The 15,001-nt window shown below is 68.0% G+C and carries 15 protein-coding genes; 7 read left to right on the forward strand and 8 right to left on the reverse strand.

Features of this window, described 5'->3' with window-relative positions; genetic code table 11:
* Window positions 1-6: 6 nt before the first annotated feature.
* The 3 genes from QZM35_RS24650 to QZM35_RS24660 all read left to right on the forward strand — a co-directional run bounded on the left by QZM35_RS24650 (window position 7) and on the right by QZM35_RS24660 (window position 2,442).
* Window positions 7-1,095 carry an iron ABC transporter permease gene (locus QZM35_RS24650; RefSeq protein WP_089428924.1) on the forward strand — a complete coding sequence of 363 codons (1,089 nt, stop codon included), beginning with the start codon at window positions 7-9 and terminating at the stop codon, window positions 1,093-1,095.
* Window positions 1,096-1,114: 19 nt separating this feature from the next.
* Window positions 1,115-1,936: a heme ABC transporter ATP-binding protein gene (locus QZM35_RS24655; RefSeq protein ID WP_301776987.1), complete on the forward strand. Its 822-nt coding sequence runs from the start codon at window positions 1,115-1,117 to the stop codon at window positions 1,934-1,936.
* Between the two features lie 119 nt (window positions 1,937-2,055).
* Window positions 2,056-2,442 carry a VOC family protein gene (locus QZM35_RS24660; RefSeq protein WP_301776988.1) on the forward strand — a complete coding sequence of 129 codons (387 nt, stop codon included), beginning with the start codon at window positions 2,056-2,058 and terminating at the stop codon, window positions 2,440-2,442.
* A gap of 85 nt (window positions 2,443-2,527) precedes the next feature.
* Here QZM35_RS24660 and QZM35_RS24665 read toward each other — a convergent pair whose 3' ends face one another.
* Window positions 2,528-3,139: a trimeric intracellular cation channel family protein gene (locus tag QZM35_RS24665; RefSeq protein WP_301776989.1), complete on the reverse strand. Its 612-nt coding sequence runs from the start codon at window positions 3,137-3,139 to the stop codon at window positions 2,528-2,530.
* Window positions 3,140-3,147: 8 nt separating this feature from the next.
* On the reverse strand, window positions 3,148-5,271 hold the full coding sequence (locus tag QZM35_RS24670; RefSeq protein ID WP_301776990.1) for a penicillin-binding protein 1A: 2,124 nt from the start codon (window positions 5,269-5,271) through the stop codon (window positions 3,148-3,150).
* 237 nt (window positions 5,272-5,508) lie between these two features.
* Between QZM35_RS24670 and QZM35_RS24675 the strand changes: the two genes are divergently transcribed.
* Window positions 5,509-6,303, forward strand: coding sequence for an aminoglycoside phosphotransferase family protein (locus tag QZM35_RS24675; RefSeq protein ID WP_089433428.1), 795 nt, complete (start codon window positions 5,509-5,511; stop codon window positions 6,301-6,303).
* A gap of 158 nt (window positions 6,304-6,461) precedes the next feature.
* Window positions 6,462-7,529, forward strand: coding sequence for a zinc ribbon domain-containing protein (locus QZM35_RS24680; RefSeq protein ID WP_179255130.1), 1,068 nt, complete (start codon window positions 6,462-6,464; stop codon window positions 7,527-7,529).
* A 204-nt stretch (window positions 7,530-7,733) separates the two neighbouring features.
* On the opposite strand, the gene QZM35_RS24685 is transcribed toward QZM35_RS24680, so the two are convergent.
* The 6 genes from QZM35_RS24685 to QZM35_RS24710 all read right to left on the reverse strand — a co-directional run bounded on the left by QZM35_RS24685 (window position 7,734) and on the right by QZM35_RS24710 (window position 11,929).
* Complete coding sequence (locus QZM35_RS24685; protein ID WP_089428917.1) at window positions 7,734-8,570, reverse strand: bifunctional allantoicase/(S)-ureidoglycine aminohydrolase; 837 nt, start codon at window positions 8,568-8,570, stop codon at window positions 7,734-7,736.
* A 648-nt stretch (window positions 8,571-9,218) separates the two neighbouring features.
* The gene (locus QZM35_RS24690; protein WP_143329908.1) at window positions 9,219-9,488 is read right to left on the reverse strand and encodes a hypothetical protein; all 270 of its coding nucleotides are present in this window, start codon (window positions 9,486-9,488) and stop codon (window positions 9,219-9,221) included.
* A complete protein-coding gene (locus tag QZM35_RS24695) occupies window positions 9,442-9,888 on the reverse strand; it encodes a hypothetical protein (RefSeq protein ID WP_043181055.1) in 447 nt (148 codons plus the stop codon). Before QZM35_RS24695 ends, QZM35_RS24690 begins: the two co-directional genes overlap by 47 nt.
* A gap of 378 nt (window positions 9,889-10,266) precedes the next feature.
* Window positions 10,267-10,926, reverse strand: a complete 660-nt coding sequence (locus QZM35_RS24700; protein WP_089428916.1) for an isoprenylcysteine carboxylmethyltransferase family protein — start codon at window positions 10,924-10,926, stop codon at window positions 10,267-10,269.
* A 162-nt stretch (window positions 10,927-11,088) separates the two neighbouring features.
* Entirely contained in the window at window positions 11,089-11,253 is a 165-nt protein-coding gene (locus QZM35_RS24705; RefSeq protein ID WP_011353821.1) for a hypothetical protein, read from the reverse strand.
* 256 nt (window positions 11,254-11,509) lie between these two features.
* The gene (locus QZM35_RS24710; protein WP_043181059.1) at window positions 11,510-11,929 is read right to left on the reverse strand and encodes an HIT family protein; all 420 of its coding nucleotides are present in this window, start codon (window positions 11,927-11,929) and stop codon (window positions 11,510-11,512) included.
* 295 nt (window positions 11,930-12,224) lie between these two features.
* Here QZM35_RS24710 and QZM35_RS24715 point away from each other — a divergent pair, with 295 nt between their 5' ends.
* Both QZM35_RS24715 and QZM35_RS24720 read left to right on the forward strand, forming a co-directional pair.
* Complete coding sequence (locus QZM35_RS24715; RefSeq protein WP_174974058.1) at window positions 12,225-13,400, forward strand: hypothetical protein; 1,176 nt, start codon at window positions 12,225-12,227, stop codon at window positions 13,398-13,400.
* A gap of 192 nt (window positions 13,401-13,592) precedes the next feature.
* A complete protein-coding gene (locus QZM35_RS24720; protein WP_301776991.1) occupies window positions 13,593-14,993 on the forward strand; it encodes a serine hydrolase in 1,401 nt (466 codons plus the stop codon).
* Window positions 14,994-15,001: the final 8 nt, after the last annotated feature.

Genomic DNA, 15,001 nt, shown 5'->3' on the forward strand with positions numbered 1-15,001 from the left:
GACCCGATGCCCGCTCACGCTTCGCCTTTCCCCGCATCGTCGCCCGCGTCAAGCGCCGGTGCCGCGCGCATCGGCGCGTCGCGCCGTTTCGCCCCGTTCGCGCTGGCCGCGCTCGCCTGCCTCGTATGCGCGATGTCCGTCGTCGCGCTGTGCGTCGGCGCCTATCGCATTCCGCTCGCGGAAGCCTGGGCCGCGCTGACCGGCGATGCGGCCGCACAGCAAGCGCGCGCGGTGCTGTTCGACATCCGCGCACCGCGCGTCGCGCTCGCGTTGCTGGTCGGCGGCGGCTTCGGCGCGACCGGCGCCGCGATGCAGGCGCTGTTCCGCAACCCGCTCGCCGATCCGGGGCTCGTCGGCGTGTCGAGCGGCGCCGCGCTCGGCGCGACGACGATGATCGTGCTCGGCCCCGCGCTCTTTGCCGCACACGTGAGCGCGGCCGCGTTGCCCATCGCCGCGTTCGCAGGCGCGCTCGCGGTCGCGGCGCTCGTCTATCGGCTCGCCGCGTCGCGCGGCCGGCTCGCGCTGCCGCTGCTGCTGCTCGCCGGCATCGCGATCAACGCGCTGGTCGGCGCGGCGATCGGGCTCCTCACGTTCGTCGCCGACGACGCGCAATTGCGCTCGCTGACCTTCTGGAGCCTCGGCAGCCTCGGCGGCGCGCAATGGTCCGCGCTGGCGGCCGTCGCGCCGTGCGTCGCGATCGGCTGCGTGCTGCTCGCGCGTGAACGCGACGCGCTGAATGCGTTGCAGCTCGGCGAAACCGAGGCGCTGCACCTCGGCGTGCCCGTGCAGCGGCTGAAGCGGCGCGTGCTCGTCGCGGTCGCGCTCGCGGTCGGCGCGCTGGTGTCGTGCGCGGGCATCATCGGCTTCATCGGGCTCGTCGCGCCGCATTGCGTGCGGCTCGCGTGCGGCCCCGACCAGCGCGTCGTGCTGCCGGGCGCCGCGCTGCTCGGCGCGCTGCTGACGCTCGCCGCCGATCTCGCCGCGCGCACCATTGCCGCGCCCGCCGAAATTCCGCTCGGCGTGCTGACCGCGCTGCTCGGCGCACCGTTCTTTCTCGCGCTGCTGTGGAAGAGCCGCGGCGCGCTCGGCGGCTAACCCTTCTTTCACGACGATCATGCTGACCGCCCATCACCTCGACGTCGCCCGTCGACACAACGCGATCCTGCGCGACCTGTCGCTGTCGATCGAACCCGGCCGCGTGACCGCGCTGCTCGGCCGCAACGGCGCGGGCAAAAGCACGCTGCTGAAAACCTTCGCCGGCGAACTCACCGGCGCCGTCGCGCCGAACGGCGTGCGCGTGACCGGCGACATCACGCTGAACGGCGAACCGCTCGCACGCATCGACGCACCGCGGCTCGCGTGCCTGCGCGCGGTGCTGCCGCAGGCCGCGCAGCCGGCGTTCCCGTTCAGCGTCGACGAGATCGTGCTGCTCGGCCGCTATCCGCATGCGCGGCGCAGCGGTGCGACGTCGCTTCGCGATCGCGAGATCGCGTGGTGCGCGCTCGAACGCGCGGGCGCCGATGCACTCGTCGGCCGCGACGTCACGACGCTGTCCGGCGGCGAACTCGCGCGCGTGCAGTTCGCCCGTGTGCTCGCGCAGCTGTGGCCGGACGACGATGCGACGGAAAGCGGCCCGCGCTACCTGCTGCTCGACGAGCCGACCGCCGCGCTCGATCTCGCACATCAGCACCGCCTGCTCGAAACCGTGCGCGCCGTTGCACGCGAATGGCAGCTCGGCGTGCTCGCGATCGTGCACGATCCGAATCTCGCCGCACGGCATGCGGATACGATCGCGATGCTCGCCGACGGCACGATCGTCGCGCACGGCACGCCGCGCGACGTGATGACGCCGGCGCACATCGCGCAGTGCTACGGATTCGCGGTGAAGATGGTGGAAACCGGCGACGGTGCACCGCCGGTGATGGTGCCGGCGTAGCGCGGGCGTGTGCCGCAGGTCGCATGAGCGTTGCGTCGCGCGATGTCCTGCTTGATCGATGGCAACGACTGTCACGACGCATCATTCGCGCTTCGCGAATCCCCTTCAAGGAGACCCACGTGCCGCTTCCGATGACCCGCATCATCCTGTACGTCCAGGACGTCGCGTTGCTGAAGGCGTTCTACCAACGGTATTTTGATCTACCCGTCATCGAGGAAATCGAAAACGAGTGGGTCGTGCTCGGCGCAAGCGCCATCGAACTCGCGCTGCATCTCGCCGGCCCGGCGTTCCGCCACGCGATGTCGGGTCACACGGAACCGCGCGCGGAAACCAGCCACGTGAAGTTCGTGTTCTCGATCGACCGTGACATCGCCGTACATCGCAACCGATTGGCCGGCAGCGGCGTGACGGTACGCGACCTCAAGCGCTATGAAGGGTTCGCGTACACGATGTACGACGGCGTCGATCCGGAAGGCAACGTCTTCCAGGTGATGCAGGCCGACTGACGTTCCGTTCGGCCTGGGCGCTCACTCAAACGCCCCGGCCGACATCGCCCTCACCCAGCGCCGCACGGACGGCGCGCCTCCCCGCTCAATGCTCGAGATCCGCCGCGCCGAACGTCCGCATCTTCCACCCGAGCCGCACGGCGAGCATTCGCATCGAGAACCCGGCCGCCAGCGCGACGACCGTCGCGAAGCCCGCCTCGACGCCGAGATGCTGCATCCCGACATAGAGCCCGCCCGTGACGAACGCGACGCTCGCATACAGCTCCTCGCGCAGGATCAGCGGCATCTCGTTGCACAGCAGGTCGCGCAGCATCCCGCCGCAGACACCCGTGATCGCGCCGGCCAGCACGACGATGATCGGCGCGGTGCCCGTCGACGCGCCGATATCGCAGCCGATGATCGTAAACGCCGCGAGGCCGATCGCGTCGACCGTGACGAACAGCGTCTTCATTCGCGTGACATGCCGTGCGACCCACGACGCGACGGTCGCCGCGACGAGCGTGATCACCAGGTACTCGGGATGCGCGATCCAGCCGAGCGGATAGTGGCCGAGCAGCACGTCGCGCACGGTGCCGCCGCCGAGCGCCGTCACCGCGCCGACGAGCGCGAGCCCGAAGCGGTCCATCCCGCGGCGCATGCCCATCAGCGCCCCCGACATCGCTTCCGCGACGATCGCAATCAGATAAAGCGTATGCATGGTGCGCGTCAGTCATCCGTCCGGAACAGGTCGAGCACACGTTCGCGCTCGGCCGCATCGACCGCGGCAGGCATCGGCTCGGCAGGCTTGCCGTTGTTGCCCGGCGCGTCGGACGCGCCGCCCACCGCCGCCGCCCCGCCGCACGCGAAGCGGCTGCGGATGTACGACGGCACGTCGGCCGTGCACGTGCCGCGCGTGTATTCGGCGTAGACGAAGTCGCCGTCGACGAGTGCGACGTCCTGCGGCGGCGTTGCCTCGATGGGCGTACGCCCGTCGACGGCCGTCTTCATGTAGTCGAGCCAGACCGGCAGCGCCAGCGACGCACCGGTCGCGCGCCCCATCGGGCGCGGCGTGTCGTAGCCGAGCCACGCGACCGCGACGATGCCCGACGAGTAGCCGGCGAACCAGACATCCTTCGAGCCGTTCGACGTGCCCGTCTTGCCGGCCGCGTCGTCGCGGCGCAGCGCGAGCGCGCCGCGCGCGGTGCCGGACTTCACGACGTCGCGCAGCATGCTGTCCATCACGAACGCGTTGCGCGCCGACACGACGCGCTCGCCCGACGGCGCCGTCGCCTCGTATATCGCGCCGCCGTGACGCTGCTTCACCGACAGGATCAGGCGCGGCTCCATCCGCGTGCCGCCGTTCGCGAACACGCTGTACGCGCTCGCCAGTTCGAGCGGCGTCACGGCGCCCGCGCCGAGCGCGAGCGGCAGCGACGCCGGATTGCGCTGCGCGTCGAAGCCGAAGTGCACCGCGTGCTGCTGCACGTAGCGCGCGTCAGTGGCCTGCATCAGGCTGACCGCCACCAGGTTCTTCGAGCGCATGAGCCCGCGCCGCACCGGAATGAATCCCTCGTAGTTGTTGGCGAAATTGCGCGGGCGCCATGGACGCGCGCCGGTTTCCTCATGCGTGAGCGTGCGCTGCGTATCGTCGACGAGCACGCCCGGGAAGTAGCCCTTTTCCAGCGCCGCCGAATAGACGAACGGCTTGAAGCTCGAACCCGGCTGGCGATACGCCTGCAGCGCATGGTCGAATACGTTGCGGTTGAAATCCGCGCCGCCGACGAGCGCGAGCATGTCGCCGGTTGCCGCGTCGAGCGATACCAGTGCGCCTTCGAGCCCGTTGCGCGCATCGCGCTGCGCGCGCGGCTGGCGGCTCAGCGTGCGGGCGAGCGACGATTCGGCCGCGCGCTGGTCGCGCATCGAGATCGTCGTCGTCACGTCGAGGCCGAGCGTATAGGCATCGTCATGGAAACGCTCGACCATCATCCGGCGCGCGCGCTCGGCGACGTACGGCGCCGCGATGATCCCCGGCGGCGGCGTGGTTGCCAGCACGATCGGCGCGTCGACGGCCGCGTGATACGTCGCGTCGTCGAGCTGGCCGAGCGCATGCATGCGGCCGAGCACGTAGTTGCGCCGCGCGGTTGCGCGTGCCGGATTGACGACCGGGTTGAACGCGGACGGCGCCTTCGGCAGCCCCGCGAGCACCGCCGCCTCGCCCACGCTCAGCGCGTCGAGCGGCTTGCCGAAATACACGTTCGCGGCCGCCGCGAAACCGTACGCGCGCTCGCCGAGATAGATCTCGTTCATGTACAGCTCGAGCAGCTTGTCCTTGCTGTATTCGCGTTCGAGCTTGGTCGCCATCAGGATCTCGGCGAGCTTACGGCTCAGCACCTTGTCGCGCGTCAGGTAGAAGTTGCGCGCGACCTGCATCGTGATCGTGCTGCCGCCCTGCCCAGGCTGCCCCGTCACGACGTTCGCGAACGTCGCGCGCGCGAGGCCGTTGAAATCGACCGCGCCGTGCTGGTAGAACTTCGCGTCCTCGGCCGCGAGCAGCGCCTGCCGCATCAGCGGCGGGATGCGTTCGAGCGGCACGAACTCGCGCCGCTCGACACCGTATTCGGCCAGCAGGTCGCCATCGCGCGAGAAGATCCGCAGCGGCAGCGCGGGACGATACACGGCGAGGTGCTCGACGGACGGCAACTGCGTCCAGATCCGCTGGATCGTCCATGCGCCGATGCCCGCGCAGGCGACCGTCAGGCCGAGCAGCGCGCCCGCAAGCGTGCGCCACACACGGCGACGGCGTGGCGGTGGCGCGGATGGCGGCGGCAGGGATGCGGTGTGGTCGGTCATGTCGGGCTCCTTCTTCGATGCTGTGACGGCCGGTGCGCGAGAGGCACCGACGGTCACGAAAGGCGCGCATTGTCGAAGGGATGGCACGAAACCGGAACATTCTTTAGCCAAAGTTTGGCTGGCTAAATTTTATTTAGGAAAGTGTGCCTTGGCCGTTCACGTCGCATCTGCGACCGCGTGACGCACCGTTGGACGAACCGTGCTGCGCGCGATCCGGTTCGGCGGTAGCATCGGGTGATGTTCGATCGATACCTCGGCCTGTGGGGCCTCGTTCCTGACGGCGGCCCGATCCTGACCGCGAGCGGCGGCCTGTTGCCCGTCGTCTGGCAATCGCGGCCGGCGATGTTGAAAGTCGCTACCTGCGACGAAGAACGTCGCGGTAATGCGCTGATGACCTGGTGGAACGGGCAAGGCGCCGCGCAGGTGTGGGAGCACGACAGCGATGCGGTTCTGCTCGAACGGGCGCAGCCGGAACCGACGCTGGCCGGTTTTTCGGCATCGGGGCATGACGACGATGCGATGCGCATCGCGTGCGATGTCGTCGCGCGGCTGCATGCGCATCGTGCTTCGGAGCCGCCTTGGGTCGTGCCGCTGCATGACTGGTTTCAGGCGCTGCTGTCCGACGCGTCAGCCAATGACGTGCTGCGTCGCTCGGCAACGGTCGCGCGGCAGCTGCTGGACGGGCCGCTCGTCGACGAAGTCGTCCTGCACGGCGACATCCATCACGGCAACATTCTCCATTTCGGCGATCGCGGCTGGCGTGCGATCGACCCGAAAGGCCTGCGCGGCGATCGCGCGTTCGACTACGCGAACCTGTTCTGCAATCCTTCGCACGATGTTGCGGTCGATCCGGTGCGCTTCGAACAGCGTGTCATAGTCGTGGCCGACGCTGCGCGGCTCGACAGGCGCCGGCTGCTGCAGTGGATTCTCGCGTGGTCGGGTTTGTCGGCCGTGTGGCTGATCGAAGACGGCCTGTCGCCCGATACACGGCTGCAGGTCGCGACGCTCGCGGCGGCTGCGCTCGGCCTGTAGCCACACGCATCGCCCGTGAAAACAGGTTCGTCGCGAATTTCCGGGAAACGCGGGGAAGACCAGCGGCTCTCGGCCAGCCGGGGACGTTCGACAAGGGTGCGGGAATCGTCGACAATCAAGCCCGCTTATATAACCATTCCAACAAAGGCAAAACAATGATGACTTCCAGCGACGGCCTGACCAGTCCGGCACGTCTCCTGCGGATAGCCTCGTGGGTAATTGCGATCATCTTCGCTGTCTTTCTGAACATGCTCGGCAGTCTCGTGATTCGCGACATGGCCTTCGCTCCGAGGGGCGGGCCGCCCGTCGTCGAGCAATTCGCGGATGCGCCATTGAAGGCGCGGCTGGATGCAGCCCGGCGCGATCTGCAGGCACGGCACGACGCGCTTGCCGAGAAGGCCGACGCAATGGAGGTGGCTCGCGGACGCGCCGCGAAGGAGTACGCGGCCGAGAAAGAAAGTTTCCGCAACTGGCTGGCAACCCGCTCGGTGACGGGAGACAGTGCGAGGGACCCGGACATTCTGGCGCGAACTCGCAAGCTGGATACGCTCCAGGCCGTGGTCGTCAACTGGCAGCATCAGATCGATGCGATCGGCGACCAGCAACGGGCCCTGGCGTCGCAGCAGACTCAAGTCGACACGCAAATCGCCGACGCGGACGCGGCAGCCCAACAGCGCTTCGAAAAGGCGAACCGGCATTACGAGTTGCAGGTGTTCGGACTGCGGCTTGCGCTCACACTGCCGATTCTGCTGATGGCGATCTGGCTGTTCGTGCGCTATCGCAAGATGCGCTACTGGCCTTTCGTGTATGGCTTCGGCCTGTTTTCACTGAGCGCGTTTTTCATCGAACTGGTCCCGTACTTGCCGAATTTCGGCGGCTATGTCCGGGTCCTGGTCGGCATTGCGCTCACGGTGTTCGCCGGCCTTTACATGATGAAGGCCTTTCAGCGCTATGCCGAACGCAAGCGGCTCGAATTGCAGCAGGACCAGGGAGAACGTGCGCGCACGATCGGATACGAAAAGGCCGTTCGCTCACTCGAGAAAAAGCGCTGCCCGTCCTGCGACAAACAATGGAATCTCGGCGGCGACGACTCCACGTTCTGCGTGCATTGCGGATTGCGGCTCTTCAACGTATGCGGATGCGGTGGCCGGAATTTCTTCTTCTTCCCGCATTGCCATCAATGTGGCGCGACGCAGGGCAATGAGTCGCCGGCGGCATCCGACTGACGGTCGGTGGGTTCGCAACACGCACTGGCTGGATTCCGTCGATGCCGGGTTGAATCCGCAGGTGATACCTGCCGTTGGAACCGCGGCCACCCGACCGCCGGAAACGGGGCGTCAAACGGCCCGCCTGGAAACCCGCGAAGAACCCGAAAAAAAACCCGCCGGCATTCACCGGCGGGCTTTCACATCCAACTGCCTGAACGACGCTTAACGCGCCGGATTCAGCAACAGGTTCATGTGACGGTTCACATCTTTGTACAGCAGGTAACGGAAGCGCCCAGGCCCACCCGAGTAGCACGCCTGCGGGCAGAAAGCACGCAACCACATGAAGTCACCGGCTTCGACCTCGACCCAATCCTGGTTCAGCCGATAAACAGCCTTCCCTTCGAGCACATACAACCCGTGCTCCATCACGTGCGTTTCAGCGAACGGAATCACGCCGCCCGGCTCGAACGTCACGATGTTCACGTGCATGTCGTGGCGCATGTCGCTCATGTCGACGAAGCGCGTCGTCACCCATGCGCCGTTGGTGCCCGGCATCGGGATCGGCTCGACGTCCTGCTCGTTGGTCACGAAGGCTTCCGGCAGCGGAATGCCGTCGACGGCCTGGTAGTGCTTGCGCACCCAGTGGAAACGCACCGCGGCATCGCTGACGTTGTGCAGCGTCCAGTCCGCGCCCGGCGGAATGAACGCGTAGCCGCCCGGCTTCAGCACGTGCTTCGTGCCTTGCAGCGTCAGCTCGGCTTCGCCTTCGACGACGAACAGCACCGCTTCGGCGTTCTTGTCCTGCTCGGGCTTGTCGCTGCCGCCGCCCGGGCTCACTTCGACGATGTACTGCGAGAAGGTTTCCGCGAACCCCGACAGCGGGCGGGCGATCACCCACAGGCGCGTGTTCGTCCAGAACGGCAGCCAGCTCGTGACGATGTCGCGCATCACACCCTTCGGGATCACCGCGTACGCCTCGGTGAACATCGCGCGATCGGTCAGCAGATCGGTCTGCGGCGGGTGGCCGCCGTGCGGCGCGTAATACGTTGTCTTAGACATAGTGCATCCAGGCAATGGGTTGGTCCGGCCCCGGGTGCCAACGGCATCGGGCGGCACGTACGCGCGTGGGGCACGCATGCGGCGGCGGGACATCGTTGCCGGGGTGGCTTGAAGGCGCATGCGCCTTCGTTCGGTCGGCCAGGCTTCGCGACGGGTTCGTCCGGTTCTTCGGACGTAGCGGCCCGTGCTTGTGGGGCCGGCAACCGGGCCGTGGCGCTCGCGATCATGCGGGAGACGCGGCCAGCGGCACGGTGCGATGCCGTACGCGAGCATCGCCGACGATAGCGAACTCATTCGCAATCGACCAATTAAATGTTGCGATGGATTCCATTCGATTTCCCACTACCACCCGGCAGCCGCGATACGCGGTGAGGACGTGCGAAACGACGCTCTGGCTATCAGGGAAATCCTGACGGACGGGGCAACGCGCATGTTTGCCCGGACGCTACCGGACAGATGAAAAGCCGCAGCCGCTGCAGCGACACACGCGGTGCGCGATACATCCGGTTACGCAGACTGGATCGCGCCGACGTGCGCACGGCAGCAAGCCGCACCGCGCCAGTCATGAGCCGCCGTCAGGCCGCAGAACGGGGGCAACGGAAATCGAATGGAACGCGAATGGTCTCGGTGCTCCTCGGACGCATTCAGTCACGAGAGTCGATGGAGTCGGAAAACGGGGAAATACAGCGAGGCGGGAAACTTGCCGGCCCGTCGATCGGGCATCTGGCCGCGGCTGAGGAAGCCGGAAGGGTATTCGCCGGTCTGGCCGGCGATGACGGCCCGGCAGGCCGCCGGGCCGAATCTCGCGTCGGGTGCCGACGCCGTCGGCGCGCCGGTGCGCGGTTCGCGCACCGAGCCGCGCCAGCGGCGATCAGTCCCAGTCGCGGTGATGGTGATGCTTGCGGTGGCGGTAGCCACGATCGCCGCGACCGCCGTAATCGCGCTCGTACGAGCTGCGCGACATGTTGCCGCCGAGGGCCGCGCCGGCACCGCCGCCGACCGCCGCACCCAGCAGGCCGCCCGTGCGGCCGCCCATCGCGTTGCCTGCCGCGGTACCTGCGCCGCCGCCGAGGGCGCCGCCGATGATCGCGCCGGTGCGCTCGCGACGGTTCGACGTCACCGCGCCACCCGCGCCGCCGCCGATGGCGCCGCCGATCACCGAGCCCGTGCTGCCGCCGAGCGCACCGCCGACCGCTGCGCCGGCTACCCCGCCGAGCGCGCCGCCAAGCGCGTTGTTCATGTCACCTGCCATGGCCGGCAGTGCAGTCGCGCCGGTCAAAGCGGCGACGACGAGAGCGGGGGCGATTTTCTTCCACATTCCCGTATTCTTCCTTGTTCGCAATCTGGTTATTGAAGGTCCGCTCGGTACGACGATCTGAATCGATCGACGTCGTGTCAGGCATTGTGCCGAACCGCGGACCAATTCATTTCAATGAGCTTGCGGCGAAGAATAGCACCGGTCCCCCATCCTTGCCGTGGACATTCTGGTAACAAGTTGTTTACGAATCAACGCGTTCGAACAGCCGCACCGAAATGCCCGCAAACCCACGCCAGCATTGGCTTCGCCGAGGGTCCGGCCCTGTGGAACGACAGGCCGCCCATCCACGGCGTCGCACGTTTGCGACACACGTGGCAACACATCGGGAACGGATCGTGGGCAGCGCCCGAAACGGCGGTGGGAAAGAAATGAAGAGGGTCAGTACACGCCCGGCAGCAGACGCCAGGTCCGCGCGCAATACGCGTCGTATTCGGCGCCGAATTGAGCACGCAGCAGCGCCTCCTCGGAGCGAATGCGCGCGACGAGCGGCACCATCATCAATGCGACCAACAGCACGCCGACACCCGAGCGGAATGCCAGCGCCCACCCGACCGAATTGACGACCAGGCCGAGATAGCTCGGATTGCGGATGCGGCGGTAGATGCCGTCGGTCACGAGCGTATGGCCCGGCTGGATCGCGACGAGCCCGCTGAAGCGCTTGCCGAGCACGAATACGGGCCAGATGCGCAGCACGCCGCCCACGATGTACAACACGACGCCGATCCAGCGCACCGCCTCGCCGCCGAAAGTCCAGAAGTCGAGCCGGTCGGTCAGCGCGGGCAGGTATGCGAGCAGGAATCCGCTCACCCCGAACGCCGCGAGCACCCAGCGGTTGTCGCGGTTCTCGCGCTCGCCGCTGCTCAGGTTGCCTTCGGTGAACAGCGCGGCGACGGCCATCGCGAGCGTCGCGACGACGACGACGGTCAGCGGTGGATGCGAGAAGAAGGCCGCGAACCCGCCGCTGCCGAGCACCGCGAGCCCGAGATAGACGAGCGTGGAGATGGCCGACGCGACTGCGACCTTGCGGGTGACTGCCATGGCTGCCTCACCGGAACGCGGAATGCGCTTTCCTGTGAAGTATAGGAAGCGCGCGCACGCCGCGCTGCGCACCGCCGTCATGCGATACGCGAATCCGCGCACGTCTCCGGCGCAACGCGTCGGCGCTGACCGATGCGGCCAGCAGCTACGCCCAGTGCCCGATCAGCGGATGCGGAAGTTGCCGCCGATCCCGACGCTGACGGGCGGCGCGTAATACGCCGGCGCATAGCCGTAGTAGGCCGGCGCGGGCGCGTAGCCGTACGGCGGCGCGACGTAGCAGCCGGACAGGCCGCCGATCAGGGCAAGCGTGATGAGAAGTCTGGTCATGGCTCGATTCCCGGCGCGAAAGACGAATGGCACCTCGCGAAAGCCTTGTCGCCATGAAAGGCGGCCGGCCGGCACGAAGAGGCGATCCGCCCTTCCTGTCGCTCGGTGAAGCAATGCGCGGAGTCTAGCGCCGGGTGGGCCGAGACGAGTTTCGTCGGCGGTTACACGTGTTACCTCGCATGACCGCTGAAACAGGCGTTGGCACGGCGGCGGGCCGGTACGCCATGCCGTGCCGTCGCCGAATGCAATCGACGCGTTACACGAAACGCGCGCGAATGCGCTGGGCGAGCGCTTCGAGCGTCGCCGCGTCGGCGATCTCGCGCGCATGCATTCGCAGCTCGGCGCCTTCCCAGCGCGGAATCACGTGGAAGTGCACATGCGGCACCGTCTGGCCGGCGGCCGCGCCGTTGAACTGGCCGATGAACACGCCGTCCGGCTCGAGCGCCGCGCGCACCGCCGCCGCGACGCGCTGCGTCATGCGGATGCCGGCCGCGGCTGCATCGCCGGACAACTCGAAGATCTGCGCGGCCGGCTCCTTCGGGATCACGAGCACGTGGCCGTCGGCCTGCGGCATCAGATCCATGATCGCGAGGGTCGCGTCGTCTTCCGCGACTTTCACGCACGGCAGTTCGCCGCGCAGGATCTTGGCGAACGGGTTGTTGTTGTCGTAGGACATGGCGTTTTCCGATTACGGTTGGACTGGGAGAGGGGGAAAGCGATGCCGGACGATTATCGGCCGACGGCGGGTCGGATTTCAACTTGTCGGGCCGCATCGCCCTTGCGGCGAACAATGGCCGCCGGCTCGCCTGCAACATCGGTAACGGAATGGAATATCCGGCCGTCGCCATCCGTTTATTTCGAGCGTGGGTTCACGCGGCAACAGCACGATCGCGAACCCGCGCCGGACACCCGTCGGCTGCGCAGGCCGGCAGCCGGGATGACTGCTCGCGATCATCAACCGGAGTCATGCCATGGACCCTCTCCCCTCCTGTCGTTCCCCGGCCACGCCCGTCCTTGCGGTTGATCCGCCGGTCGTCGCGCGCGTCCGGCGCACGCTTGCGCATTCGCTATGCCGCGCGGCATGCGGCGCCGGGCTGGTCGCGTTGTCGTCGGCGTTCGCATGGGCCGGCGGCAGCGACATCATCTTGCCGATTCCATCGTTTACCGCGTCGACCGTGCCCGCCAACGGCGATGTCAATCCGTACGGCATCGCGTTCGTGCCGCGCGGCGTGCCGAGCTGGAGCACGCTGAAACCCGGCGACGTCGTCGTGTCCAACTTCAACGCGGCGTCGAACACGCAAGGCACCGGCACGACGATCGTGAAGCTGTCGCCCGGCAAGACGCCGGCGGCCTTCTTCCAGGGCAGCAATCTCGGCCTGACGACCGCGCTCGCGGTGCTGCGCAGCGGCTTCGTGCTGGTCGGCAACGTCCCGGCACCGGACGGCAAGACCGTCGTGCCGCCGGGGTCGCTGCTCGTCATCGGTCCGCAAGGCAATCTCGTCACGCAACTCAGCAGCGCGGCGCTGCTCGACGGGCCGTGGGACATGACCGTGATCGATCGCGGCCAGCGCGTGACCGCATTCGTGTCGAACGTGCTGAACGGGACGGTCTCCCGCATCGAACTCGCGATCGGCGACAACGGCGCCACGATGCTGCCGGGCTCGCGTGTCATCGCGTCGGGCTACGTGAATCGAACCGATCCCAGTGCACTCGTCGTCGGCCCGACCGGCCTCGCTTACGACCCGAACAGCGACGTGCTGTATGTCGCCTCCACCGGCGACAACGCCGTGTTCGCGATCCAGAACGCGGCGTCGACGAATCGCAACGGCGGCGTCGGACGGATGATCTACTTCGACGCGGCACACCTGCACGGCCCGCTTGCGCTGGCGCTCGCACCGAACGGCCATCTCGTGACCGCGAACGGCGACGCGGTCAACGCCGACCCGCAGCAGCCGAGCGAGATCGTCGAATTCACGGTGGACGGTCGCTTCATCGCGCAAATGCAGATCGACACCGTGCCGGGAGCCGCGTTCGGCCTCGCGTTCGGGCACGGCAGCAAAGGCCAGCTGGAATTCGCAGCCGTCGACGACAACACGAATACCGCGACGGTCTGGACCCTGCGCTCCGACAACAACAACGCGCAGTAACGCGCCGCCTGGACGGGCCGCATGCGGCCCGTTCGCCCCAGACGATCGACACATGCGCGTCACACACGCCGGGCACCTTGCGCGCTGTCAGTGCCGCCCGGCGTCGCACCCACCCGCGATTGCCACCGCCGGCCCGAACCTGCGACACTGCCGGTTCAGGTTCCGCCTGCCGACAATCGAGGACGCTCGCGCATGACGATCCCCTTCAAGAAGCTGATCCTGCGCGGCGTCGCGCTCGCCGTCGTCGCCGCGGTCGGCTACACGGGCCATATGTTGTCCCGGCTCGCGCCGATCGCGACCGGCTATGCGGCGAAGGCGCTGTGTTCCGGCGTGTACGTGTCGGGCCGCCCGGCCGCGTCCGTGATCGACGTCGACATCATGGCCGGTGTGCATCCGCTGCTGAAACTGGTACACCCGTCGATCGACCCCGACCATCATCGCGCGACGGCGACCTTCGCCGGCTTCGCCGAACGCGAAGCCGACTTCCGGCCCGGGCTCGGCTGCACGCTCGCGCTCGGGCCGTCGCCCGGTGCGTTGCCGGCCGCGCTGCCGCCTCTCCCCGATCCGCCGTCCACACAGCCGACCCCGGCCACGCTGCCGGCCGGCATCGACGCGCAGAAGCTGCAGGCCGCGCTCGACCGCGCGTTCGACGAGCCCGATCCGGCGCGGCCGCGGCGCACGCGCGCGGTCGTCGTGATGTGGCGCGGCCACGTGATCGCCGAACGCTATGCGCCCGGCTTCACCGCCGACACGCCGCTGCCCGGCTGGTCGATGACGAAGACCGTCACGGCCGCACTGGTCGGCACGCTCGTCGCGCAGCACAAGCTGTCGCCCGATGCGTCGGCGCTGCTGCCCGAATGGCGCGGCGGCGGCGATCCGCGCGCGGCCATCACGCTCGACGAGTTGCTGCGGATGACGAGCGGCCTGCAATTCAACGAGGACTACGACGACCCGCTGTCCGACGTCGCATTGATGCTGTACGCGCAACCCGATACCGCGCGGTTCGCGTCGGCGAAGCCGCTCGCCGCGACACCCGGCGCGCAGTGGTCCTACTCGAGCGGCACGAGCGCGATCCTCGCGCGCGTGATGCGCGAGGCACTGGGCGGCAGCAACGCCGACTACCTCGCGTTACCGCACCGCGCGCTGTTCGCGCCGCTCGGGATGCGCAGCGCGGTGTTCGAACCCGATGCGTCCGGCACGCTCGTCAGCCCGTCGTACATGTATGCGAGCGCACGCGACTGGGCGCGCTTTGGGCAACTGCTGCTGCAGGATGGCGTGTGGGACGGGCAGCGGCTGCTGCCGGACGGCTGGGTGCGCTACCTGACGCGCACGACGCCGCAGTCGGCGCGACAGGAGTATGGCGCGCAGCTGTGGGTCAAGGTGCCGGAGCCGTTCAACGATCGCGATCCGCATGCGGTCGCGATGCCGGCCGACGCGTTTCATGCGGTCGGCCATGAAGGCCAGTTCGTGAGCGTGGTGCCGAGCCGGCAGCTGGTGGTCGTGCGGCTCGGGCTGTCGCGGCCGGAATCCGCGTGGAATCACGAGGCGTTTCTCGCGCGCGTGCTCGACGCGGTGCCGGTGCCCGGCGCGTGACAACGGGC

This window comes from Burkholderia sp. AU45274 (genome assembly GCF_030482505.1).
Lineage (GTDB): Bacteria > Pseudomonadota > Gammaproteobacteria > Burkholderiales > Burkholderiaceae > Burkholderia.

Bases quoted from the DNA above. Each gene is read 5' to 3' on its own strand.
- QZM35_RS24680 (WP_179255130.1), top strand. From the start codon at position 6,462: ATGACTTCCAGCGACGGCCTGACCAGTCCGGCACGTCTCCTGCGGATA.
- QZM35_RS24675 (WP_089433428.1), top strand. From the start codon at position 5,509: ATGTTCGATCGATACCTCGGCCTGTGGGGCCTCGTTCCTGACGGCGGC.
- QZM35_RS24710 (WP_043181059.1), bottom strand. From the start codon at position 11,929: ATGTCCTACGACAACAACAACCCGTTCGCCAAGATCCTGCGCGGCGAA.
- QZM35_RS24700 (WP_089428916.1), bottom strand. From the start codon at position 10,926: ATGGCAGTCACCCGCAAGGTCGCAGTCGCGTCGGCCATCTCCACGCTC.
- QZM35_RS24705 (WP_011353821.1), bottom strand. From the start codon at position 11,253: ATGACCAGACTTCTCATCACGCTTGCCCTGATCGGCGGCCTGTCCGGC.
- QZM35_RS24715 (WP_174974058.1), top strand. From the start codon at position 12,225: ATGGACCCTCTCCCCTCCTGTCGTTCCCCGGCCACGCCCGTCCTTGCG.
- QZM35_RS24695 (WP_043181055.1), bottom strand. From the start codon at position 9,888: ATGTGGAAGAAAATCGCCCCCGCTCTCGTCGTCGCCGCTTTGACCGGC.
- QZM35_RS24685 (WP_089428917.1), bottom strand. From the start codon at position 8,570: ATGTCTAAGACAACGTATTACGCGCCGCACGGCGGCCACCCGCCGCAG.
- QZM35_RS24655 (WP_301776987.1), top strand. From the start codon at position 1,115: ATGCTGACCGCCCATCACCTCGACGTCGCCCGTCGACACAACGCGATC.
- QZM35_RS24650 (WP_089428924.1), top strand. From the start codon at position 7: ATGCCCGCTCACGCTTCGCCTTTCCCCGCATCGTCGCCCGCGTCAAGC.
- QZM35_RS24665 (WP_301776989.1), bottom strand. From the start codon at position 3,139: ATGCATACGCTTTATCTGATTGCGATCGTCGCGGAAGCGATGTCGGGG.
- QZM35_RS24670 (WP_301776990.1), bottom strand. From the start codon at position 5,271: ATGACCGACCACACCGCATCCCTGCCGCCGCCATCCGCGCCACCGCCA.
- QZM35_RS24720 (WP_301776991.1), top strand. From the start codon at position 13,593: ATGACGATCCCCTTCAAGAAGCTGATCCTGCGCGGCGTCGCGCTCGCC.